This is a genomic window from Variovorax sp. HJSM1_2 (genome assembly GCF_049316285.1).
Taxonomy (GTDB): Bacteria; Pseudomonadota; Gammaproteobacteria; order Burkholderiales; family Burkholderiaceae_C; genus Rhodoferax_B.
Genome location: NZ_JBMOXA010000004.1, coordinates 17,491 through 32,271, shown reverse-complemented (window position 1 = coordinate 32,271; position 14,781 = coordinate 17,491). Strand labels below are relative to the sequence as shown.

Annotated in this window: 14 protein-coding genes; 2 read left to right on the top strand and 12 right to left on the bottom strand. The window is 62.8% G+C overall.

Annotation, left to right across the window (positions count from 1 at the left end; translation table 11 throughout):
• Positions 1-107: 107 nt before the first annotated feature.
• The 3 genes from ACFQ95_RS05735 to ACFQ95_RS05725 form a co-directional block, all read right to left on the bottom strand.
• Positions 108-254 (bottom strand): hypothetical protein, encoded by a 147-nt coding sequence (locus ACFQ95_RS05735; protein WP_422829875.1) that lies wholly within the window; start codon positions 252-254, stop codon positions 108-110.
• 210 nt (positions 255-464) lie between these two features.
• Positions 465-755, bottom strand: coding sequence for a DUF1330 domain-containing protein (locus ACFQ95_RS05730; protein ID WP_422829874.1), 291 nt, complete (start codon positions 753-755; stop codon positions 465-467).
• A 118-nt stretch (positions 756-873) separates the two neighbouring features.
• The gene (locus ACFQ95_RS05725) at positions 874-1,848 is read right to left on the bottom strand and encodes a LysR family transcriptional regulator (RefSeq protein ID WP_422829873.1); all 975 of its coding nucleotides are present in this window, start codon (positions 1,846-1,848) and stop codon (positions 874-876) included.
• 97 nt (positions 1,849-1,945) lie between these two features.
• On the opposite strand from ACFQ95_RS05725, the gene ACFQ95_RS05720 reads away from it, so the two are divergent.
• On the top strand, positions 1,946-3,196 hold the full coding sequence (locus ACFQ95_RS05720; protein ID WP_422829872.1) for an MFS transporter: 1,251 nt from the start codon (positions 1,946-1,948) through the stop codon (positions 3,194-3,196).
• Between the two features lie 16 nt (positions 3,197-3,212).
• On the opposite strand, the gene ACFQ95_RS05715 is transcribed toward ACFQ95_RS05720, so the two are convergent.
• The 5 genes from ACFQ95_RS05715 to ACFQ95_RS05695 form a co-directional block, all read right to left on the bottom strand.
• Positions 3,213-4,118: a peptidoglycan DD-metalloendopeptidase family protein gene (locus ACFQ95_RS05715; protein ID WP_422829871.1), complete on the bottom strand. Its 906-nt coding sequence runs from the start codon at positions 4,116-4,118 to the stop codon at positions 3,213-3,215.
• A 104-nt stretch (positions 4,119-4,222) separates the two neighbouring features.
• Positions 4,223-4,804, bottom strand: coding sequence for a cytochrome b (locus ACFQ95_RS05710; RefSeq protein ID WP_422829870.1), 582 nt, complete (start codon positions 4,802-4,804; stop codon positions 4,223-4,225).
• 122 nt (positions 4,805-4,926) lie between these two features.
• Positions 4,927-5,454, bottom strand: a complete 528-nt coding sequence (locus tag ACFQ95_RS05705) for a molybdopterin-dependent oxidoreductase (protein WP_422829868.1) — start codon at positions 5,452-5,454, stop codon at positions 4,927-4,929.
• Positions 5,455-5,504: 50 nt separating this feature from the next.
• Positions 5,505-8,372, bottom strand: coding sequence for an HD domain-containing phosphohydrolase (locus ACFQ95_RS05700; protein ID WP_422829867.1), 2,868 nt, complete (start codon positions 8,370-8,372; stop codon positions 5,505-5,507).
• 601 nt (positions 8,373-8,973) lie between these two features.
• Positions 8,974-10,827 (bottom strand): glutamine--tRNA ligase/YqeY domain fusion protein, encoded by a 1,854-nt coding sequence (locus tag ACFQ95_RS05695; RefSeq protein ID WP_422829866.1) that lies wholly within the window; start codon positions 10,825-10,827, stop codon positions 8,974-8,976.
• 149 nt (positions 10,828-10,976) lie between these two features.
• Here ACFQ95_RS05695 and ACFQ95_RS05690 point away from each other — a divergent pair, with 149 nt between their 5' ends.
• Positions 10,977-11,387, top strand: a complete 411-nt coding sequence (locus ACFQ95_RS05690) for a hypothetical protein (RefSeq protein WP_422829865.1) — start codon at positions 10,977-10,979, stop codon at positions 11,385-11,387.
• Positions 11,388-11,418: 31 nt separating this feature from the next.
• Here the strand turns inward: ACFQ95_RS05690 and crcB are convergent, their stop codons facing one another.
• The 4 genes from crcB to ACFQ95_RS05670 form a co-directional block, all read right to left on the bottom strand.
• Positions 11,419-11,817, bottom strand: coding sequence for a fluoride efflux transporter CrcB (gene crcB, locus ACFQ95_RS05685; RefSeq protein ID WP_422829864.1), 399 nt, complete (start codon positions 11,815-11,817; stop codon positions 11,419-11,421).
• 10 nt (positions 11,818-11,827) lie between these two features.
• On the bottom strand, positions 11,828-13,138 hold the full coding sequence (locus ACFQ95_RS05680; protein ID WP_422829863.1) for a TRAP transporter large permease: 1,311 nt from the start codon (positions 13,136-13,138) through the stop codon (positions 11,828-11,830).
• A gap of 62 nt (positions 13,139-13,200) precedes the next feature.
• Positions 13,201-13,734, bottom strand: a complete 534-nt coding sequence (locus tag ACFQ95_RS05675; RefSeq protein ID WP_422829862.1) for a TRAP transporter small permease — start codon at positions 13,732-13,734, stop codon at positions 13,201-13,203.
• Positions 13,735-13,752: 18 nt separating this feature from the next.
• Positions 13,753-14,736, bottom strand: coding sequence for a TRAP transporter substrate-binding protein (locus ACFQ95_RS05670; protein WP_422829861.1), 984 nt, complete (start codon positions 14,734-14,736; stop codon positions 13,753-13,755).
• Positions 14,737-14,781 lie beyond the last annotated feature (45 nt).

Here is a 14,781-nt window from a genome sequence, read left to right as displayed (position 1 = left end):
CTCCTCAGTAAAAAGCCTGGCCTTGGTCCGTTAAGCCAGGTGGTTCATGAGTGACTGGGCGCTGTTGGGGCGGCCGCGCCTGCCGAAAAGCCCAAAGGAGAGACGTCTTACTTGTTCTTCAGCTTGCCCTTGGGCAGCACCGCCGTGACGGGCGGCGTGGGGCGTGTGGAAGTACCGGACGAGTCTTGTGGAGGACTGCTGTCCTTCTTGGGTTTTTTTACCATTTTGTTGCTGCGTTGATCGCCTTTGGCCATGGTGTGCTCCTCATTAAATTGGTCTGAATGTAACCCAGGGCCAGGCCAGATTCGCCGCGCCGCATCACCCCATGGCGTGCAGCCAAGGCTGCGGCATGGCCACCTTGTCCAAGGTCGCCATGCGGGATATCCAAGGTATGTATTGCGGCCCGGTTGGGTCAACGCTGCGTCAAGGCGCCTCGCCACACGAGGCTGCCTCAACCCCGTTGGTCAAATGCCTTCGACAATCCGAATTTCGCGGTCTGCACCGTCGCCCAGGGCGCGCAGTGCTTCCTGGTAGGCCGGGCTGTCGTGTGCCGCCATGGCCTGGGCAACGCTGTCGAATTCGAGCAACACGGTGCGCTGCTGCAGGCCGAGTTCATACACCTTGGCGGGTTCGCCGCGCGCCAGGAAACGGCCGCCATTGGCCGTGAGGGCGGGGCCGGCAAGTTTGGCGTAGGCCGCCATCTTTTCCGGGTCTTTGACTGATCGGTATGCGCTGATCCAGTAGGCTTTTGACATGAGCTTCTTTTGCCTCAAAGTAGAGAAACAGGGTGATGGCCCCTAAAGGGGTCGCGGCATTATGAGACATTGAGGCGCGCGCTGCCGGGGCGCTTGCCTTGGCCGCGTATCGCTGTATTCAAAGGCTGGTGTGCGGCGCCGCCGGCTGCAACACGGCACCCATGGCCGCAGGGGTGGTCTGCCGCACATGCTCCACAAAGCGGCGCAATTTGGCCGGGTAGTGCGGCGCATAGGGGTAGACCAGGCTCACCGGCAGCGGGGCCGCCTGCCAGGCCGGGGCCAGGTGCAGCAGCCGGCCTTGCGCCACGTCATCGGCCACGGCCCAGGCCGAGGCGATACACGCCCCCAGACCCAGCAGGGCGGCGCTGCGCAGGGCGAACAGGCTGTCCGTGCTGAGCAGCGGTTGTATGGGCACACGGGCGATGCGCTCCGCATTGTCTTCATGGCGCAGCTCGACTTCATTGCGGTAATACGTGCTCAGCGCCAGCCACGGCAGGGAGGCCAATTCTTGCGCATGGCGCGGCAGTGCTTGCCGCGCCAGCACCGAAGGCGCGGCCACCACGATGCGCGGTACCTGCGCCAGGCGAATCGCCACCAGGCCCGGATCGCTGACTTCGCCCACCTGGATAGCGCAGTCAATGCCCTCGGCGATGAAGTCGGGTGCGCGGTCGTGCAGGCGCCAATCGGCGGTGACACGCGGGTAGCGGCGCAGGTAGTCGGCCAGCGGCGCGATCAGCAGCGCCTGGCCAAAGGCGTGTGGGGCGACCACGCGCAGCAGGCCCTCGGGTTCGTCGCCAGCGCCACGCAACTCGGCCTCGAACACATCCCAGTTGGCGAGCATTTCCTTGGCGCGGGTGTAGCAGCGTTGGCCGTCTTCGGTGAGTTTCATGGCGTGGGTCGAGCGGTGCAGCAGCCGCAGCCCGAGCGAGCGCTCCAGGGCTTGCAGGCGCCGGCTCACCGTGGGTTGGGTGGCGCCCAGTTGGCTGGCCACGGCCGAGAGGCTGCCGGCCTCGACGATGCGTACAAAGGTGCGCATCAGTTCTATGCGGTCTGTGGCGTTGCTGCCATCAGCTGAGGTTTTTGTTTTGCTCATACGTTGAGCGTATAACGATTGTGTGGTGTGTGCTACTACCAAGACTGAAGGAATCTGATGACACTCGCCTCATTCTTGGAAAATACGGGTAACTACCATGTCATCTATTCAAAGTACGCATGTCCATCTGGCCAAACCGGCCGTGGCTGCCGGCGTCTCCAGCGGGCCAGCGTTGCCGGCTTCACTGGTGTTGTTGCTGGCCACGGCCGCGGGCCTGGCCGTCGCCACGCTGTATTACAACCAGCCCATGCTGGGTGTGCTGGGCCCGAACATTGGCGCCTCGGACAGCCAGATCGGTCTGGTGCCCACGCTGACACAACTCGGCTATGCACTGGGCATCTTGTTGCTGGCGCCGCTGGGCGACCGTTACGACCGCCGCCGCATCATCCTGTTCAAGGCTGGCGCGCTGGTGCTGGCGCTGCTGGTGGCGGCCGCCTCACCGCATATCGGGGTGTTGTTGGCCGCCAGTCTGGCGATAGGCGTGTTTGCCACCTTGGCGCAAGACATCGTGCCCGCCGCCGCCACGCTGGCGCCCGAAGCCAAGCGCGGCAAAGTGGTCGGCACGGTGATGACCGGCCTGCTGCTGGGCATCTTGTTGTCGCGTGTGGTCAGCGGTTTTGTGGCCGAGCACTTTGGCTGGCGCAGCATGTTCCTGGCCGCCGCCGTGAGTATTGCCGCCATTGGCGTGGCTGCATGGCGCGGCCTGCCGCGTTTCAAGGCGACCACACATCTGGCTTACGGCGCCTTGCTCGCCACCTTGCTGCAACTCTGGCAACGGCATGGTGCGCTGCGTCGCGCCACCGTGGCTCAGGGCTTGCTGTCGGTGGGTTTCAGTGCGTTCTGGTCCACCCTGGCGGTGATGCTGCATGGCGAGCCGTTCCACATGGGCGCGGCCGCCGCCGGGGCCTTTGGTCTGGCTGGCGCTGCGGGTGCCTTGGCGGCACCCATGGCCGGGCGTATTGCCGACCGCAAGGGGCCAGAGTTGGTGACCCGCCTCGGTGCAGGTTTGGCGGCCTTGTCGTTTGCCGCCATGGGCTTGGCGCACTTCCTGGTGCCGCAGGCGCAGATCGTGCTGCTGGTGCTCACGGCGATTGGTTTTGACCTGGGTGTACAAGCCACCTTGGTGGCACACCAAACCATCATCTACGGCATTGACCCCGGCGCCCGTAGCCGCCTGAACGCGGTGCTGTTTGTCGGCATGTTCACCGGCATGGCCGCCGGTGGTGCGCTCGGCGCCCTGGTGCTGGCGCAATGGGGCTGGATGTCACTGGCCGGTATGGCCACGCTGACCAGCGTGGCGGCTTTGGCTGTGCGGCTGTGGCCGCAGGTGGCGGGTGTGAAAGCCTAGTTTGGCCTAGCTTGGATTAGGCAGGAATGAACAAGGCCGGGTCCACCATGGCCCGGTTCAGGCTGATGGACCAATGCAGATGGGGCCCCGTCACGCGCCCGGTGGCGCCCACGGCGCCCAGGCGTTTGCCCACCGGCAGCACATCGCCCACGGCCACGTCGATGCGGCTCAGGTGGCAGACCATGCTGAGCAGGCCACCACCGTGGTCCAGCCAGACGGTGTTGCCGTTGAAGAAATAGTCGCCGGTGTCGATGACCTTGCCGGCCAGGGGCGCGACGATGGGCGTACCAGTGGGCGCCGCGATGTCCATGCCGCTGTGTGGATTGCGCGCCTGGCCGTTGAAGACGCGGCGCAGGCCGAATGAGCCGGAGCGGCGACCCGACACCGGGGCGCGCATCTTCAGATGGGACGGCAGTGGCTCCGAGAAAGTGGCCATCACGGTTTGCAGATGCAGGCGTTCGCGCTCGTAGCGGGCTTCATCTTCGGCCGACAGGTCGACCTTGCCCGGCGCCACCTTCAAGCGTTGTTCGCGGTATTTTTTCGGCGCAATGGTGTAGGCCAGCTTGCGTGCTTCGCCGCCTTCGGCCGGGCTGATGTTGACGCTGGCTTCGCCCGGTACGGCGGCCAGTGGAATGCCGAGCACGGCGGTCCAGCCGCTGGCGTCGCCCAGCACCAGCACCGGCAAATCGCCTTCAGCCGTGCGCACCACCGGGCGGGTGGCGGCTGGGCCTAGCGCCAGGTGCGCCACGCCACCCGGCACTTGCAGCGCATGGGGCCAGGCTACGGGGGCGTGGTGGGCCGCTTTCGCAAAAACGCAGGAAGCCGGCAACAGCAGCCCGCTTGCGATGGCGCCGAGGGCCGTGCGGCGGCTGGAAAAAACGCTGGCATAAGGGCTGAAATCGCCGGGTTTGTTGTTATGCATGGAATGGGGCTTTGGCGCTTATAGGTGTATCGCAGGCAGCTATAAATTCAGTAGTCTCTCGCCGCCTGCTGGGGTGACCCAGTCTACCGGGCCGGGTCTTGTTCTTACGGCTTGCCAAGCATGCGTGGCAAAACATTCGTGTGCCCTGGGCGGCGGTGCCACAGCGCCATGCCGATGTGGCCCGCTACCAGCGCCAGCAGCACCCAGCCCAACTCGCCATGCAGCAGGCTGCCGAGTTCGGTCATCCAGGCGATTTTGTCCTCGTGTCCCTGCATCAGCGGTATGCCAAATGGCGCAAACGCCCGGCCCGAGCCGTATTGGCGCAGCAGCGCAATCGCAGGCACGGCCAGCATCAAGGCATACAGCGCCAGATGCCCCAGATGGGCCGCCAGGTTGACGTGCGGCGGCCGTTGGCGCGCATGCAGCAGTGCCCATGTTGCGCGCAAGATCCACAACAGAAACAACAGCGCGCCCACAGGTTTGTGCGCCTGCCAGAGCAACTGATCGAGCGCCGAATCCTTGGCGAAGTAATGCGCCAGTGCGGCGGCAAACACCAGCGCAAAACACAGGGCCATGCCCCAGTGGAAGAAACGGCTGACACTGCCGTAGCGCCGTGCCGAATCGGGCGCAGGCCAGGAGGTGTGAACGGGCTCGCTGGCAGCTGGCTGGGCGGGAGAGGTGCGCATGGTCGCGATGTGGGTTGGTGAAAACCCTAGGCTGACCCGGCCCCTTGCACAAAGTTCAGTTCTTAGAGCCTGTTCATCATCTATTCGGGGCCCGCAATAGATCATGAACAGGCTCCTGGTCGCTACTTCACTTCCAGCGTGTCGAGTTGCCACACCGAGCGGTCGTGGTAGAGCTTGACCTCGGCAGCGCTGAACTGGCCGTAGGGGTAGACCACAAAAATGGGCCCCTTGTCGCGCGGCGACATGGCCTTGCCATTCATCTGCAGCGCCAGGATCACCTCGTATCGGGTGGCGTCGCTGAACGGAATGTTCACGGCGTAATCGTTGATCGCCACCGCCTTGATGTTCTGGCCGGTCGCGCCCGCAGCCGCCAAGACATCGCGCATCAGCGGGCCGCTGAACGTGACCTTGCGTGAATACCAAGGTGTGTCGACGCTGTGAGACACCTGGCGCAGGCCCTGCAGCATGTGTATGTCGAACTGGGCGTCCGGGCCGGCGTTGGGCTTGGCTACGTTGCCCTTGATGGTCAGAACCACCTTGCCCGTGGGCGCGGTCTGGGCCCAGGTGGGGCAGGCCAGCATACAAAGCGCTGCACAGCAGACGGCTTGCAGCGACAGACGGCGACGGTGGTGATCAAGTCCAGGTGTCATCAAAACTTCAGGTCGAAAAGAGAGCGGCGGGTGGTGATGCGGTTCGTCATTCATCGGGCCGGGGCCTGGGCAATGCGCGCCAGTGCGTCTACATCCACTTCGTCAATCTGTGCCGGGCTCAGGTAACGCTGGGCATACACGCGCCAGATGCCGTTGCGCAGGAAGTAGAGGTAGAGCTCGACGTCGATGTGCCGGTCTTTGCTCATGAAGGCCATGATGCGCAAGGATTCGGACAAGGTTTTCGGCGGTTTGTAAGGCCGGTCGGCGGCGGTGAGCGCTTCAAAGATATCGGCCAAGGCCATGATGCGATCGGTGGTTTGCAGGGCTTCGCCGGGTAGGCGGCGCGGGTAGCCCTGGCCGTCCATCTTTTCGTGGTGTGTGGCGGCGATGTGGGGTACCTGCTCCAGATGCGCCGGCCATGGCAGCTTCTTGAGCATGATGTAGGTCTGCACGATGTGGTCGTTGATGGCAAACCGGTCTTCGTCGGTGAGGGTGCCGCGCCGAATGCTGAGGTTGTGCAATTCACCCATGTTTTGCCGCTGCGCGGGCAGCCGCATGTCGAAACCATAGATGTTGCGCGGGTCGTCGATTTCCACTGCCGGCCGCTGGTCGCCCCAGGGAACGATGTGGTCGGCGCGGTCGGCCAAAAGCTGTTCGGTGGCGGGCAGTTCCACCGGCGTTGGCCGGTCGCGCAGCAGGCGGCGCAACTCTTCCACACCCAGGCCCAGGGTGTCGTCGAAATGGCGCTGCCAGTGGGTTTGCGCCACTTGCCGCAGGCGCGCAATGGCCTCGTCGGACATGAATTCACCGCCCACATTGCTCTCGGCGACGAAGCGGAAATCTGCCTGCAACTGCTGCTGCGTCTGGCTGAGTTCGGCCTGCGCGGTGGTGGCGTCAGCGCCCGCCAGCTGGGCGCGCAGGCTGCTGATCTCTGCATCGCGCCAAAGCACTTCAAAGCGCATGCGGATTTCGTGAATGCGGTTGTAGATGCCTTCGAGCTTGGTGGCCTTGTCGACGATGTGTTCCGAGCTGGTGACCTTGCCGCAGTCGTGCAGCCAGGCGCCGAGGTAGAACGCATAACGTTGGTTCTCACTGAGTTGAAACGCCGCGTAGGGGCCGGTCTGGTCGGCGCTCATCTGGTCGACCAGCATCAGGGCGAGTTCCGGCACCCGCTCGCAATGGCCGCCGGTGTAAGGACTCTTGGCATCGATGGCATCGGCCAACACCCGGATCACTGCGTCAAACAAATTCTTCTGCGCTTCTATCAGTTGGCGGGTTTCGATGGCCACGGCCAACATGCCGGTCAGCCGCGTCACAAAGGCCTGGAACTCGGGGGCCGCATGCATCTGGTCGGCGCTGTGCACCAGCACCAGCAGACCTTCGAGTTGGCCACTGCGCCCGCGCAGCTCGAATTCAGTACGTTGGTGCGTGGCGTCCAGCGCGCGTGACCTCAGGCGGTCGGCATCGTTGGCGGCATAGGCAAATGTCTCTTGCAACCCGCCCTGTGGACCCGCCTGCGCCGCGCGCAGCATGCTGCCGTCCTGCCGCTGCCACAAATAAACACCGCCGCCGTCGCTGCGCGTGGCGGCGACAATTTTCTCCAGCACCTGCCCCAACATGCTGTCGATACGGGCCTCGGCTCCCAGCACGTGGCTGATGTCCAGAAAGGCCTCTACCGTCACGCTCACGTTGTCGACCACTTCATGCAGGGTGCTCACCTCGCGAATGCTGGAGGCCTGTGAGGGCGGACGCGAAAAGTCGAATGCCGACATGCGCCGTGCGCGCGCAGCGACTTGCTCCATGGCCTTGCCTATGCTGCTGCCGGCCCACCAGCCCAAGGGCAAAAACAGCAAGATCAAGCCCGTGGCGATGAGGATCAACTGGTCGCGGCTGCGTTGCAAGTCGCCCAGCAGTTCATCTGCCGGCGCGGTGACCAGCAGGCGCAGGCGAACCCCTTCGATGGCATCAAACGGCATGGAGATGCCTAGCCAGTCTTTGCCGTCCGCCTGGTAAGACACGGCCCGTTCATCCTGTGGCTGCGCTTGCAAACGTGTCAGTGCTTGCACCCCCAGGTCAGACAGTGTGCGAAAGCCGATCTCGTCCGAGTTTTCGCGCTGCAGCAGCACGGCACGCATGTCTCTATAGGCCACAACTTCGTTCTGCTCGCCGACCAGTGCCAGCTCTGAACCCGGCGTGATGCGCAGATCGCCCAGGCTGTTGGCGAGGTCGTCCAGCGTCATGTCCAGCGCCACGATGGTCTTGCCATTGGTGGCCAGTTTCGACAGGCTGATGCCGACCTGGCGGGTGGAGAAGAACACGTAGGGTTTGGAGACCACGGTTGAGACGGTGTCTTTGGCGGCCACATACCAGGCGCGCTGGCGCGGGTCGAACTGGTAATCGGGTATCTCGCGCTGCAGCAGCAGGCGGTTGCTGGCGTCGAAAAAATGGTAGGCCCCGACCCTTACGCCCTGGGCGTTGGTGGTGACCGTCTGCACCAGAAAGTTGGCTTGTGTGGGCGCCTGGAAACGTTGCCGAATGTCGCGCTGGTCCAGCGGGCGTACCAGCAGGAAGTCGCCATTCTCAAAGCCGACGTAGATTGCCGAGACCAGTTCGTTCGCCGACAACTCTGCGGCGAAAACGCCTACGCGGCTCAGCCGGTCCTCCAGGCGCGTGGATGTCACGATGGGGTCAAAGGTCAGCGTGCGCAGCGTGGCAGCGCCCGGGTCTATCATGCGCCGCGAGCGTTCTATGGTGATCTGACCGGCATCGCGTGCGGTGCGGGTGGCGGTGTCGAGCAGAATCTGCCGCGAGCCGAACCAGCCTATGGAAAGCACCACAATGGTCATGATCACCATGGCCCCAACCACCATGCCTGCAATGGCTGCTCTGACCGGCAGCCCTCTGGCTTGAATCTTCATTCCTGTGCGTGCCCTTCAAGGATGCTCTGCTGACGTCAGCAAGGGGCTGGTCGTGCGGATCAGGGTGGGGTCGGATGCTTGGCTTGTTGCAGTGCTCGCCCGTATTCGGGCCGGGGTGCCGCAGTGCATCTCCAGCCCACCATTATTTCTACATTCTGTATAGATGCAGGGCCTGGCGCCGGGCCAAGCCCAAAAAGATAGCTTACAAATTGCTGGGTGTTGTTACAACATCACACCCCTGAAGGCACGCTGTTGCTGGCGCGTTCGGCCGTTTTTGCGGGTTGTAGGCCGGCAATGGGTGATTGGCGCAGGCGCGGCTGCGGCGCCGCTTGGATGGCCGCCACCTTTGGCGACATCTGCGCTGATGGCCAGAATGCGGCCTGAAAAGAATCTGGAATGAACCTGGAAAAGCCGGTTCCCAGCCCCTGCGGTCAAACGACTCTCCGGTGTTGAAGATCGAATCGCCGCTTTTTATGCGGCTGCTTGCGCGTGCGCGGTGGTCGCGTGGCGCCATCTGCGAGCCCGAGGCAACCGAGCCAAGCCAACAAAAGCGCGAAAGGCTATTGTTGGCTTGGTTGAGACAGCGTGTTCAGGGCTGAGCTTATTTGCCCCAACTGTCCTTCAAGCCCACCGCCAGATTGAACACCGGCTTGTTGGCCTGGTGATCCCGCTTGTCGGCGACAAAGTAGCCGTGGCGCTCGAACTGGAATTTCTGTTCGGCTTGGGCTTTGGCGAGTGACGGCTCGACGATGGCGGTGACCACTTTCAGGCTGTTCGGGTTCAGGCTTTCCAGGTGGTTTTTGCCGCCGGCGTCGGGTTGGGCTTCGAGGTAGAGGCGGTCGTAGAGACGCACTTCGGCGGCCACGCCGTCGGCCACACCCACCCAGGTGATGGCGGCCTTGACCTTTACCGAGTCGGCGCCGGGTGTGCCGCTCTTGGTGTCGGGCACCACGTTGGCCAGCACTTCGGTGACGTGGCCGTTGGCATCTTTGGTGCAACCCGTGCATTCCACAACGTAGCCGCCTTTGAGGCGCACCTTGTTGCCGGGGAACAGGCGTTTGTAACCCTTGGGTGGCACTTCGGCGAAGTCCTCACGGTCTATCCACACCTCCTTGCCAATGGTGAACTGGCGCGGTGCGGGCTCGGCCATGCCTTCGGGTGGATGGGGCAGTGCGGGCAGGGTGCAGGGCTCAAGGTGGCCAGCACCCATCACGTCATCCCAGTTGGTGAGCACCAACTTGACCGGGTCTAGCACCACCATGCCGCGGTGGGCGCTGGTCTCCAGTGTTTCGCGCAGTGCGGCTTCCAGGCTGGCGTAGTCGGTCCAGCCGCCGGACTTGGTGACACCGCTGCGTTCGCTGAACAGCTTCAGTGCGTCGGCGGTATAGCCCCGGCGGCGCAGGCCGGCCAGGGTGGGCATGCGCGGGTCGTCCCAGCCGTTCACATGGTTTTCTTCCACCAGTTGGCGCAGCTTGCGTTTGCTGGTGACGATGTGGTTGATGTTGAGCCGCGCAAACTCGTATTGGCGTGGGTGCGGGCTGGCGATCAGGCCACCTTCGGCCAAGCGGTCGAGCAGCCAGTCATAGAACGGGCGCTGGTCTTCAAATTCCAGTGTGCAGATGCTGTGGGTGATTTGTTCCAGCGCGTCTTCGATGGGGTGGGCAAACGTGTACATCGGGTAGATGCACCAGGTGTCGCCGGTGTTGTGGTGTGTGGCGCGGCGGATGCGGTACAGCGCCGGGTCGCGCATATTGATGTTGGGGCTGGCCATGTCGATCTTGGCGCGCAACACGGCGGCGCCGTCGGCCAGCTTGCCGTCCTTCATTTCGCGCAGGCGTGCCAGGTTCTCGGCGGGTGTGCGGCTGCGGAACGGGCTGTTGGTGCCGGGCGTGGTGAAGTCGCCTCGGTTGGCGCGCATCTGCTCGGGCGTTTGTTCGTCCACGTAGGCCAGGCCTTGCTCCACCAGGTATTCGGCGGCGCGGTACATGAAGTCGAAGTAGTTGCTGGCAAAGTATTCGTGCGGCTGCAAGGTGCCGGGTGCGCTGGGGCGGTCGGCCAGCAGGGTCTCGTAGCCCATCCAGCTGATGGCGTCACGGATGGCGTCGACGTACTCTTGTTCTTCTTTTTCGGGGTTGGTGTCGTCAAAACGCAGATGGCATACACCGCCGTATTCGGCCGCCAGGCTGAAGTTCAGCCAGATGCTTTTGGCGTGGCCAATATGTAAGTAGCCGTTAGGCTCGGGCGGAAAGCGCATGCGCACTTTCGCCGGGTCTGTCATGCCGGCGGCGTGGTGCGCGGCATCACCCGGTGTGCCGGCCCATTGGCGACCGTTGTACTGGCCTTGGGCCAGGTCGGATTCGATCACCTGGCGCAAAAAGTTGCTGGGTTTGACGGCTTGGTCGGGCGTGGCGGTGTCGTGCGCGGGGGCAGCGGAATGGGGGGTGGGGGAGCTCATGGATTGATTTTAGGCGGGCTCTGGCGTTGTTACGTTTGGGAACCAGGATTCACAAGACATGCCGTAGTCCAAACTACGATTGGCGCGTTAATGGAATAGGGTCAGATTTTCGATTTGGCCGCTTTTCAGACGACTTAAAGGAGATTTCCATGTCGCTCAAAACCTCTTTCCTGGCCCGCGCCGCTGCCGGTGTGTTGGCCATCGTCGCCCTGAGTGCCGCCGGTGTGGCCCAGGCCCGTAGTGATGTCAGTTGGTCGGTGGGCATTGGTGTGCCGGGCGCAGCCGTGGCCGTGGGCAACGGCTACGGTTATGTGCAGCCTGCACCGGTCTACGTTGCACCAGCGCCGGTGTATGCACCCGGCTACGTGCAGAGTTATGCGCCGCCCGTGACCTATGTGCAACCTGGCTACGCGCCGGTTTATGTGGCGCCGCGCCCCGTGATTTATGCGCCGCCGGTGTATGTGGCGCCACGCCCGGTGTATGTGCGGCCCGGCTACTACGGTCGCGGCTATTACAACGGTTATGGTCACGGCCATGGCCACGGGCACGGCCATCGCTAGAGTTTGGACAGAATAGGCCTTTGGCGCCGAGCTAAGCTGCTGAACCAGCTACAAAGAGCATAGCGGTTTTGATGCCCAGAACAGTCAGCGCCAAGGAGCCCAGCACGTGTACCGCCGCTATGCCCAGGGCCAGGGCGTAGCGTTGCTGCAGCAGCATCGCCACCACTTCTGCTGAGAAGGTAGAGAACGTGGTCAAGCCGCCCAAAAAGCCCGTCACCAACACCAGGCGCCACACCGGATCTAGCTGTGGCAAGGCTTGGAACACCCCTACGCAGACTCCTATGAGGTAGCCGCCAACCAGGTTGGCGGCGAGTGTGCCCCAAGGCAAAAGACCGCCGGGGTTGAGCCAAAGGCCCAAACGCCAGCGGGCCAGGGCGCCGAGCGAGGCGCCGACGGAAATGGCGACAACGGGAAGTGCAGCAGCAAACATGCGGCGGATTCTAGTGGTCCGCCCCCATGAATACGTCCGGCAGTATGGTCACGATGCTTGGGAACACCGTGATCAGTGCAATACACACCACCAGGCAGAAGAAGAACGGAATGGCGGCGCGGGCGATGATGTTGCTGTCTTTGCCGGTCATGTTCTGCAGCACAAACAGGTTGAAGCCCACTGGCGGTGTGACCTCGGCAATTTCCACCAGCAGCACGATGAAGATGCCAAACCAGATCAGGTCGAAGCCAGCCTTCTGGATCATGGGCAAGACCACGGCACTGGTGAGCACAATCATGCTGATGCCGTCGAGTGCGGTGCCCAGAATCAAATACACCACCACCAGCGCGCCAATGAGTGCGTAAGGTGACAGGTGCATGCTGTCCACCCACTCGGCCAGCTCGCGCGGAATGCCGGTGAAGGCCATGGTTTTGGTCAGGAACGCGGCGCCCGCCAGGATGAACATGATCATGCAGCTGGTGCGTGTGGCGCCCATCAGTGCGTCTTTGAAGTTCTTCCAGCTCAGGCTTTTGCCCCAGGCGGCGATGGCCAGTGAACCAAGCACACCAAACGCCGCGCATTCGGTGGCCGTGGCCCAACCGGCGACCAGCACCCAGACGATGAAGACGATGAGCAGCGCACACGGAATCAAATTGCCGGAGAGGCGGATCTTCTCCATGAAGGTGGTGGGTGGGTCGGCTGCCGGCACTTTGTCGGGGTTGCGTATGCTCCACCAGGCGATGTAGCCGGAGAACAGCGCCATCAGCAAAAAGCCCGGCAGAAAGCCCGCCAGGAAGATACGAATGATGGACGCATCGGCCGCCACGGCATACACCACCATGGTAATGGACGGCGGAATCAAGATGCCCAGCGTGCCGGCAGTGGCCAGCGAGCCTATGGCCAGCTTCTCGTCGTAGCCGCGGCGCTTGAGTTCCGGCAGGGCGACCTTGGCAATGGTGGCGCAGGTGGCGGCCGATGAGCCGGAGACCGAGCCAAACACACCACAACCGATGATGGTGGTGTGCATCAAGCGGCCGGGCACGCGGTTCAGCCAGGGGCGCAAACCTTCAAACATCTCTTCACTGAGCTTGGTGCGAAACAGGATTTCGCCCATCCAGATGAACAGCGGCAAGGCGGCCAGTTCCCAACTGGCGTTGCTTTCCCAGAAAGAGGAAAACAGGTTTTTCGCTGGCAAGGTGTTGGTGAAGAAGGCCTGACCGACCCAACCCACAATCGCCAGTGTCATGGCGATCCACACACCGCCCGACAACAGCAGCAGCATGATGAGCAGCAAGCCTGCGCCCATCAATAAAGTATCCATCATGGTTGCCAAGCTCCCTGAACAAACAGTGTTGTTTTCATTTTTTAACTACTTCAAAAAGCTCAGACGTCGGATGAAAAATCGCCCGCCGCGTGCCGCTCTTCAATGGCGCGCTGGTAGCTTGGCTTTTCACCACGCACCACACCGACCAGTTCGTCCACCATGGCGATCAGCAGCAACCAGCAACCAATGACAAAGGTGGATTGCGGAATCCAGATCGGAATCACCACCAGGCCGGTGGCCATCTCGGCGAACTCGTAGCTTTCCCAGGTGAAGCTGCTGGCGGCGTAGGTCAGGTAGGCCACCGAGACCGAGGCGATCAGCAGGCAGATCACGTCCAGCACACGGCGCACCTTGGGGCTCACGCTGTCGAGCAGCAGCGTCACGCGCACAAAGTCGCCGTGGCGAAACGCGTGCGCCATGGCGAAGAAGGCGGCGGCGGCGCAAAGCCAGGCCACCACGTCGTTGAGCCCGCTCACATGCCAATTCATCTGCCGGCCCACACCGGCGGCAATCATCAGCACGAAGATCAGGAACACACAAAGGGCGCCCAGCGCCCCGGCCCCGTTGTAGAGGCCATCCAGGAATCGGCGCATATCGATTGATCGAAGGGTTTATTTCTTGTACGCGTCGACGATGGCAGCGCCGTCTGGGCCCGCAGCCTTCAGCCAGTCGGCTTGCATGATGCCGCCGACCTGGCGCATGTCCGCGTCGAGCTTGGCCGAGGGCTGGTGGATCTTCATGCCGCGCTCGGTCAACAGGCGCTTGTATTCGTCGTTCTTTTCTTCAGCGACTTTCCAGCCTCGCACTTCAGCGTCGGCGGCGGCCTTCAACACGGCGGCCTTGGTCGGAGCGTCCAAGGCGTCAAACGACTTGGCGTTCACCAGAATGGCGTTTTTGGGAATCCAGGCGCGTGTGTCGTAGAAGTTCTTCAGGCTTTCAAAGGTCTTGGTGTCGTAGCCGGTGGAGCCCGAGCTCATATAACTTTCGATCACGCCCGTGGCCATGGCGGCGCTCAATTCGGCTTGCTGGATCTGCACCGGCTGGGCGCCAATCAGTTCTGCAATCTTGGCCGTGGCCGGGCTGTAGGCGCGCCACTTGATGCCACGCAGATCGGCCACCGAGCTGATTTCTTTCTTGGAATAAATGCCTTGTGGCGCCCATGGCACCATGAACAAGATCTTGATGCCTTGCGCGGCGAGCATCTTTTCCATCGTCGGCTTAGAGGCGTCATACAGCTTCTTGGCTTGTGGGTAGGTGGTGGCCAGGAAGGGCACGCCGTCAAGCGCGTAGATCGGGTTTTCGTTGGCGTAGTTGGCCAGCAGGATTTCACCGGCCTGCGCCTGGCCGCTTTGCACGGCGCGCTTGATTTCGGGCGCCTTGAACAGCGACGCGTTGGCGTGCACCGTGATCTTGACCTTGCCTGCGGTGGCCGCGTCCACATCCTTGGCGAACTGGGTGATGTTCTCGGTGTGGTAATTGGTGGCGGGGTAGGCGGTGGGCAGGTCCCACTTGGTTTGGGCCATGGCCGGTGCAGCAGAAAGTCCAAAGGCCAATGCCAGGCTCAGGCTGGTGGCAGAGAAGATGCGACGCTTCATCAGGGTGCTCCAATAGTGGGGGAACGCGTGAATAGGATGGTGAAA

What these genes read in the sequence shown, in the direction of transcription:
- ACFQ95_RS05725 (WP_422829873.1), bottom strand. Translation starts at nt 1,848, where the DNA reads ATGAGCAAAACAAAAACCTCAGCTGATGGCAGCAACGCCACAGACCGC.
- ACFQ95_RS05735 (WP_422829875.1), bottom strand. Translation starts at nt 254, where the DNA reads ATGGCCAAAGGCGATCAACGCAGCAACAAAATGGTAAAAAAACCCAAG.
- ACFQ95_RS05680 (WP_422829863.1), bottom strand. Translation starts at nt 13,138, where the DNA reads ATGGATACTTTATTGATGGGCGCAGGCTTGCTGCTCATCATGCTGCTG.
- ACFQ95_RS05690 (WP_422829865.1), top strand. Translation starts at nt 10,977, where the DNA reads ATGTCGCTCAAAACCTCTTTCCTGGCCCGCGCCGCTGCCGGTGTGTTG.
- ACFQ95_RS05675 (WP_422829862.1), bottom strand. Translation starts at nt 13,734, where the DNA reads ATGCGCCGATTCCTGGATGGCCTCTACAACGGGGCCGGGGCGCTGGGC.
- ACFQ95_RS05710 (WP_422829870.1), bottom strand. Translation starts at nt 4,804, where the DNA reads ATGCGCACCTCTCCCGCCCAGCCAGCTGCCAGCGAGCCCGTTCACACC.
- ACFQ95_RS05715 (WP_422829871.1), bottom strand. Translation starts at nt 4,118, where the DNA reads ATGCATAACAACAAACCCGGCGATTTCAGCCCTTATGCCAGCGTTTTT.
- ACFQ95_RS05705 (WP_422829868.1), bottom strand. Translation starts at nt 5,454, where the DNA reads ATGACACCTGGACTTGATCACCACCGTCGCCGTCTGTCGCTGCAAGCC.
- ACFQ95_RS05720 (WP_422829872.1), top strand. Translation starts at nt 1,946, where the DNA reads ATGTCATCTATTCAAAGTACGCATGTCCATCTGGCCAAACCGGCCGTG.
- ACFQ95_RS05695 (WP_422829866.1), bottom strand. Translation starts at nt 10,827, where the DNA reads ATGAGCTCCCCCACCCCCCATTCCGCTGCCCCCGCGCACGACACCGCC.
- crcB (WP_422829864.1), bottom strand. Translation starts at nt 11,817, where the DNA reads ATGTTTGCTGCTGCACTTCCCGTTGTCGCCATTTCCGTCGGCGCCTCG.
- ACFQ95_RS05670 (WP_422829861.1), bottom strand. Translation starts at nt 14,736, where the DNA reads ATGAAGCGTCGCATCTTCTCTGCCACCAGCCTGAGCCTGGCATTGGCC.
- ACFQ95_RS05700 (WP_422829867.1), bottom strand. Translation starts at nt 8,372, where the DNA reads ATGAAGATTCAAGCCAGAGGGCTGCCGGTCAGAGCAGCCATTGCAGGC.
- ACFQ95_RS05730 (WP_422829874.1), bottom strand. Translation starts at nt 755, where the DNA reads ATGTCAAAAGCCTACTGGATCAGCGCATACCGATCAGTCAAAGACCCG.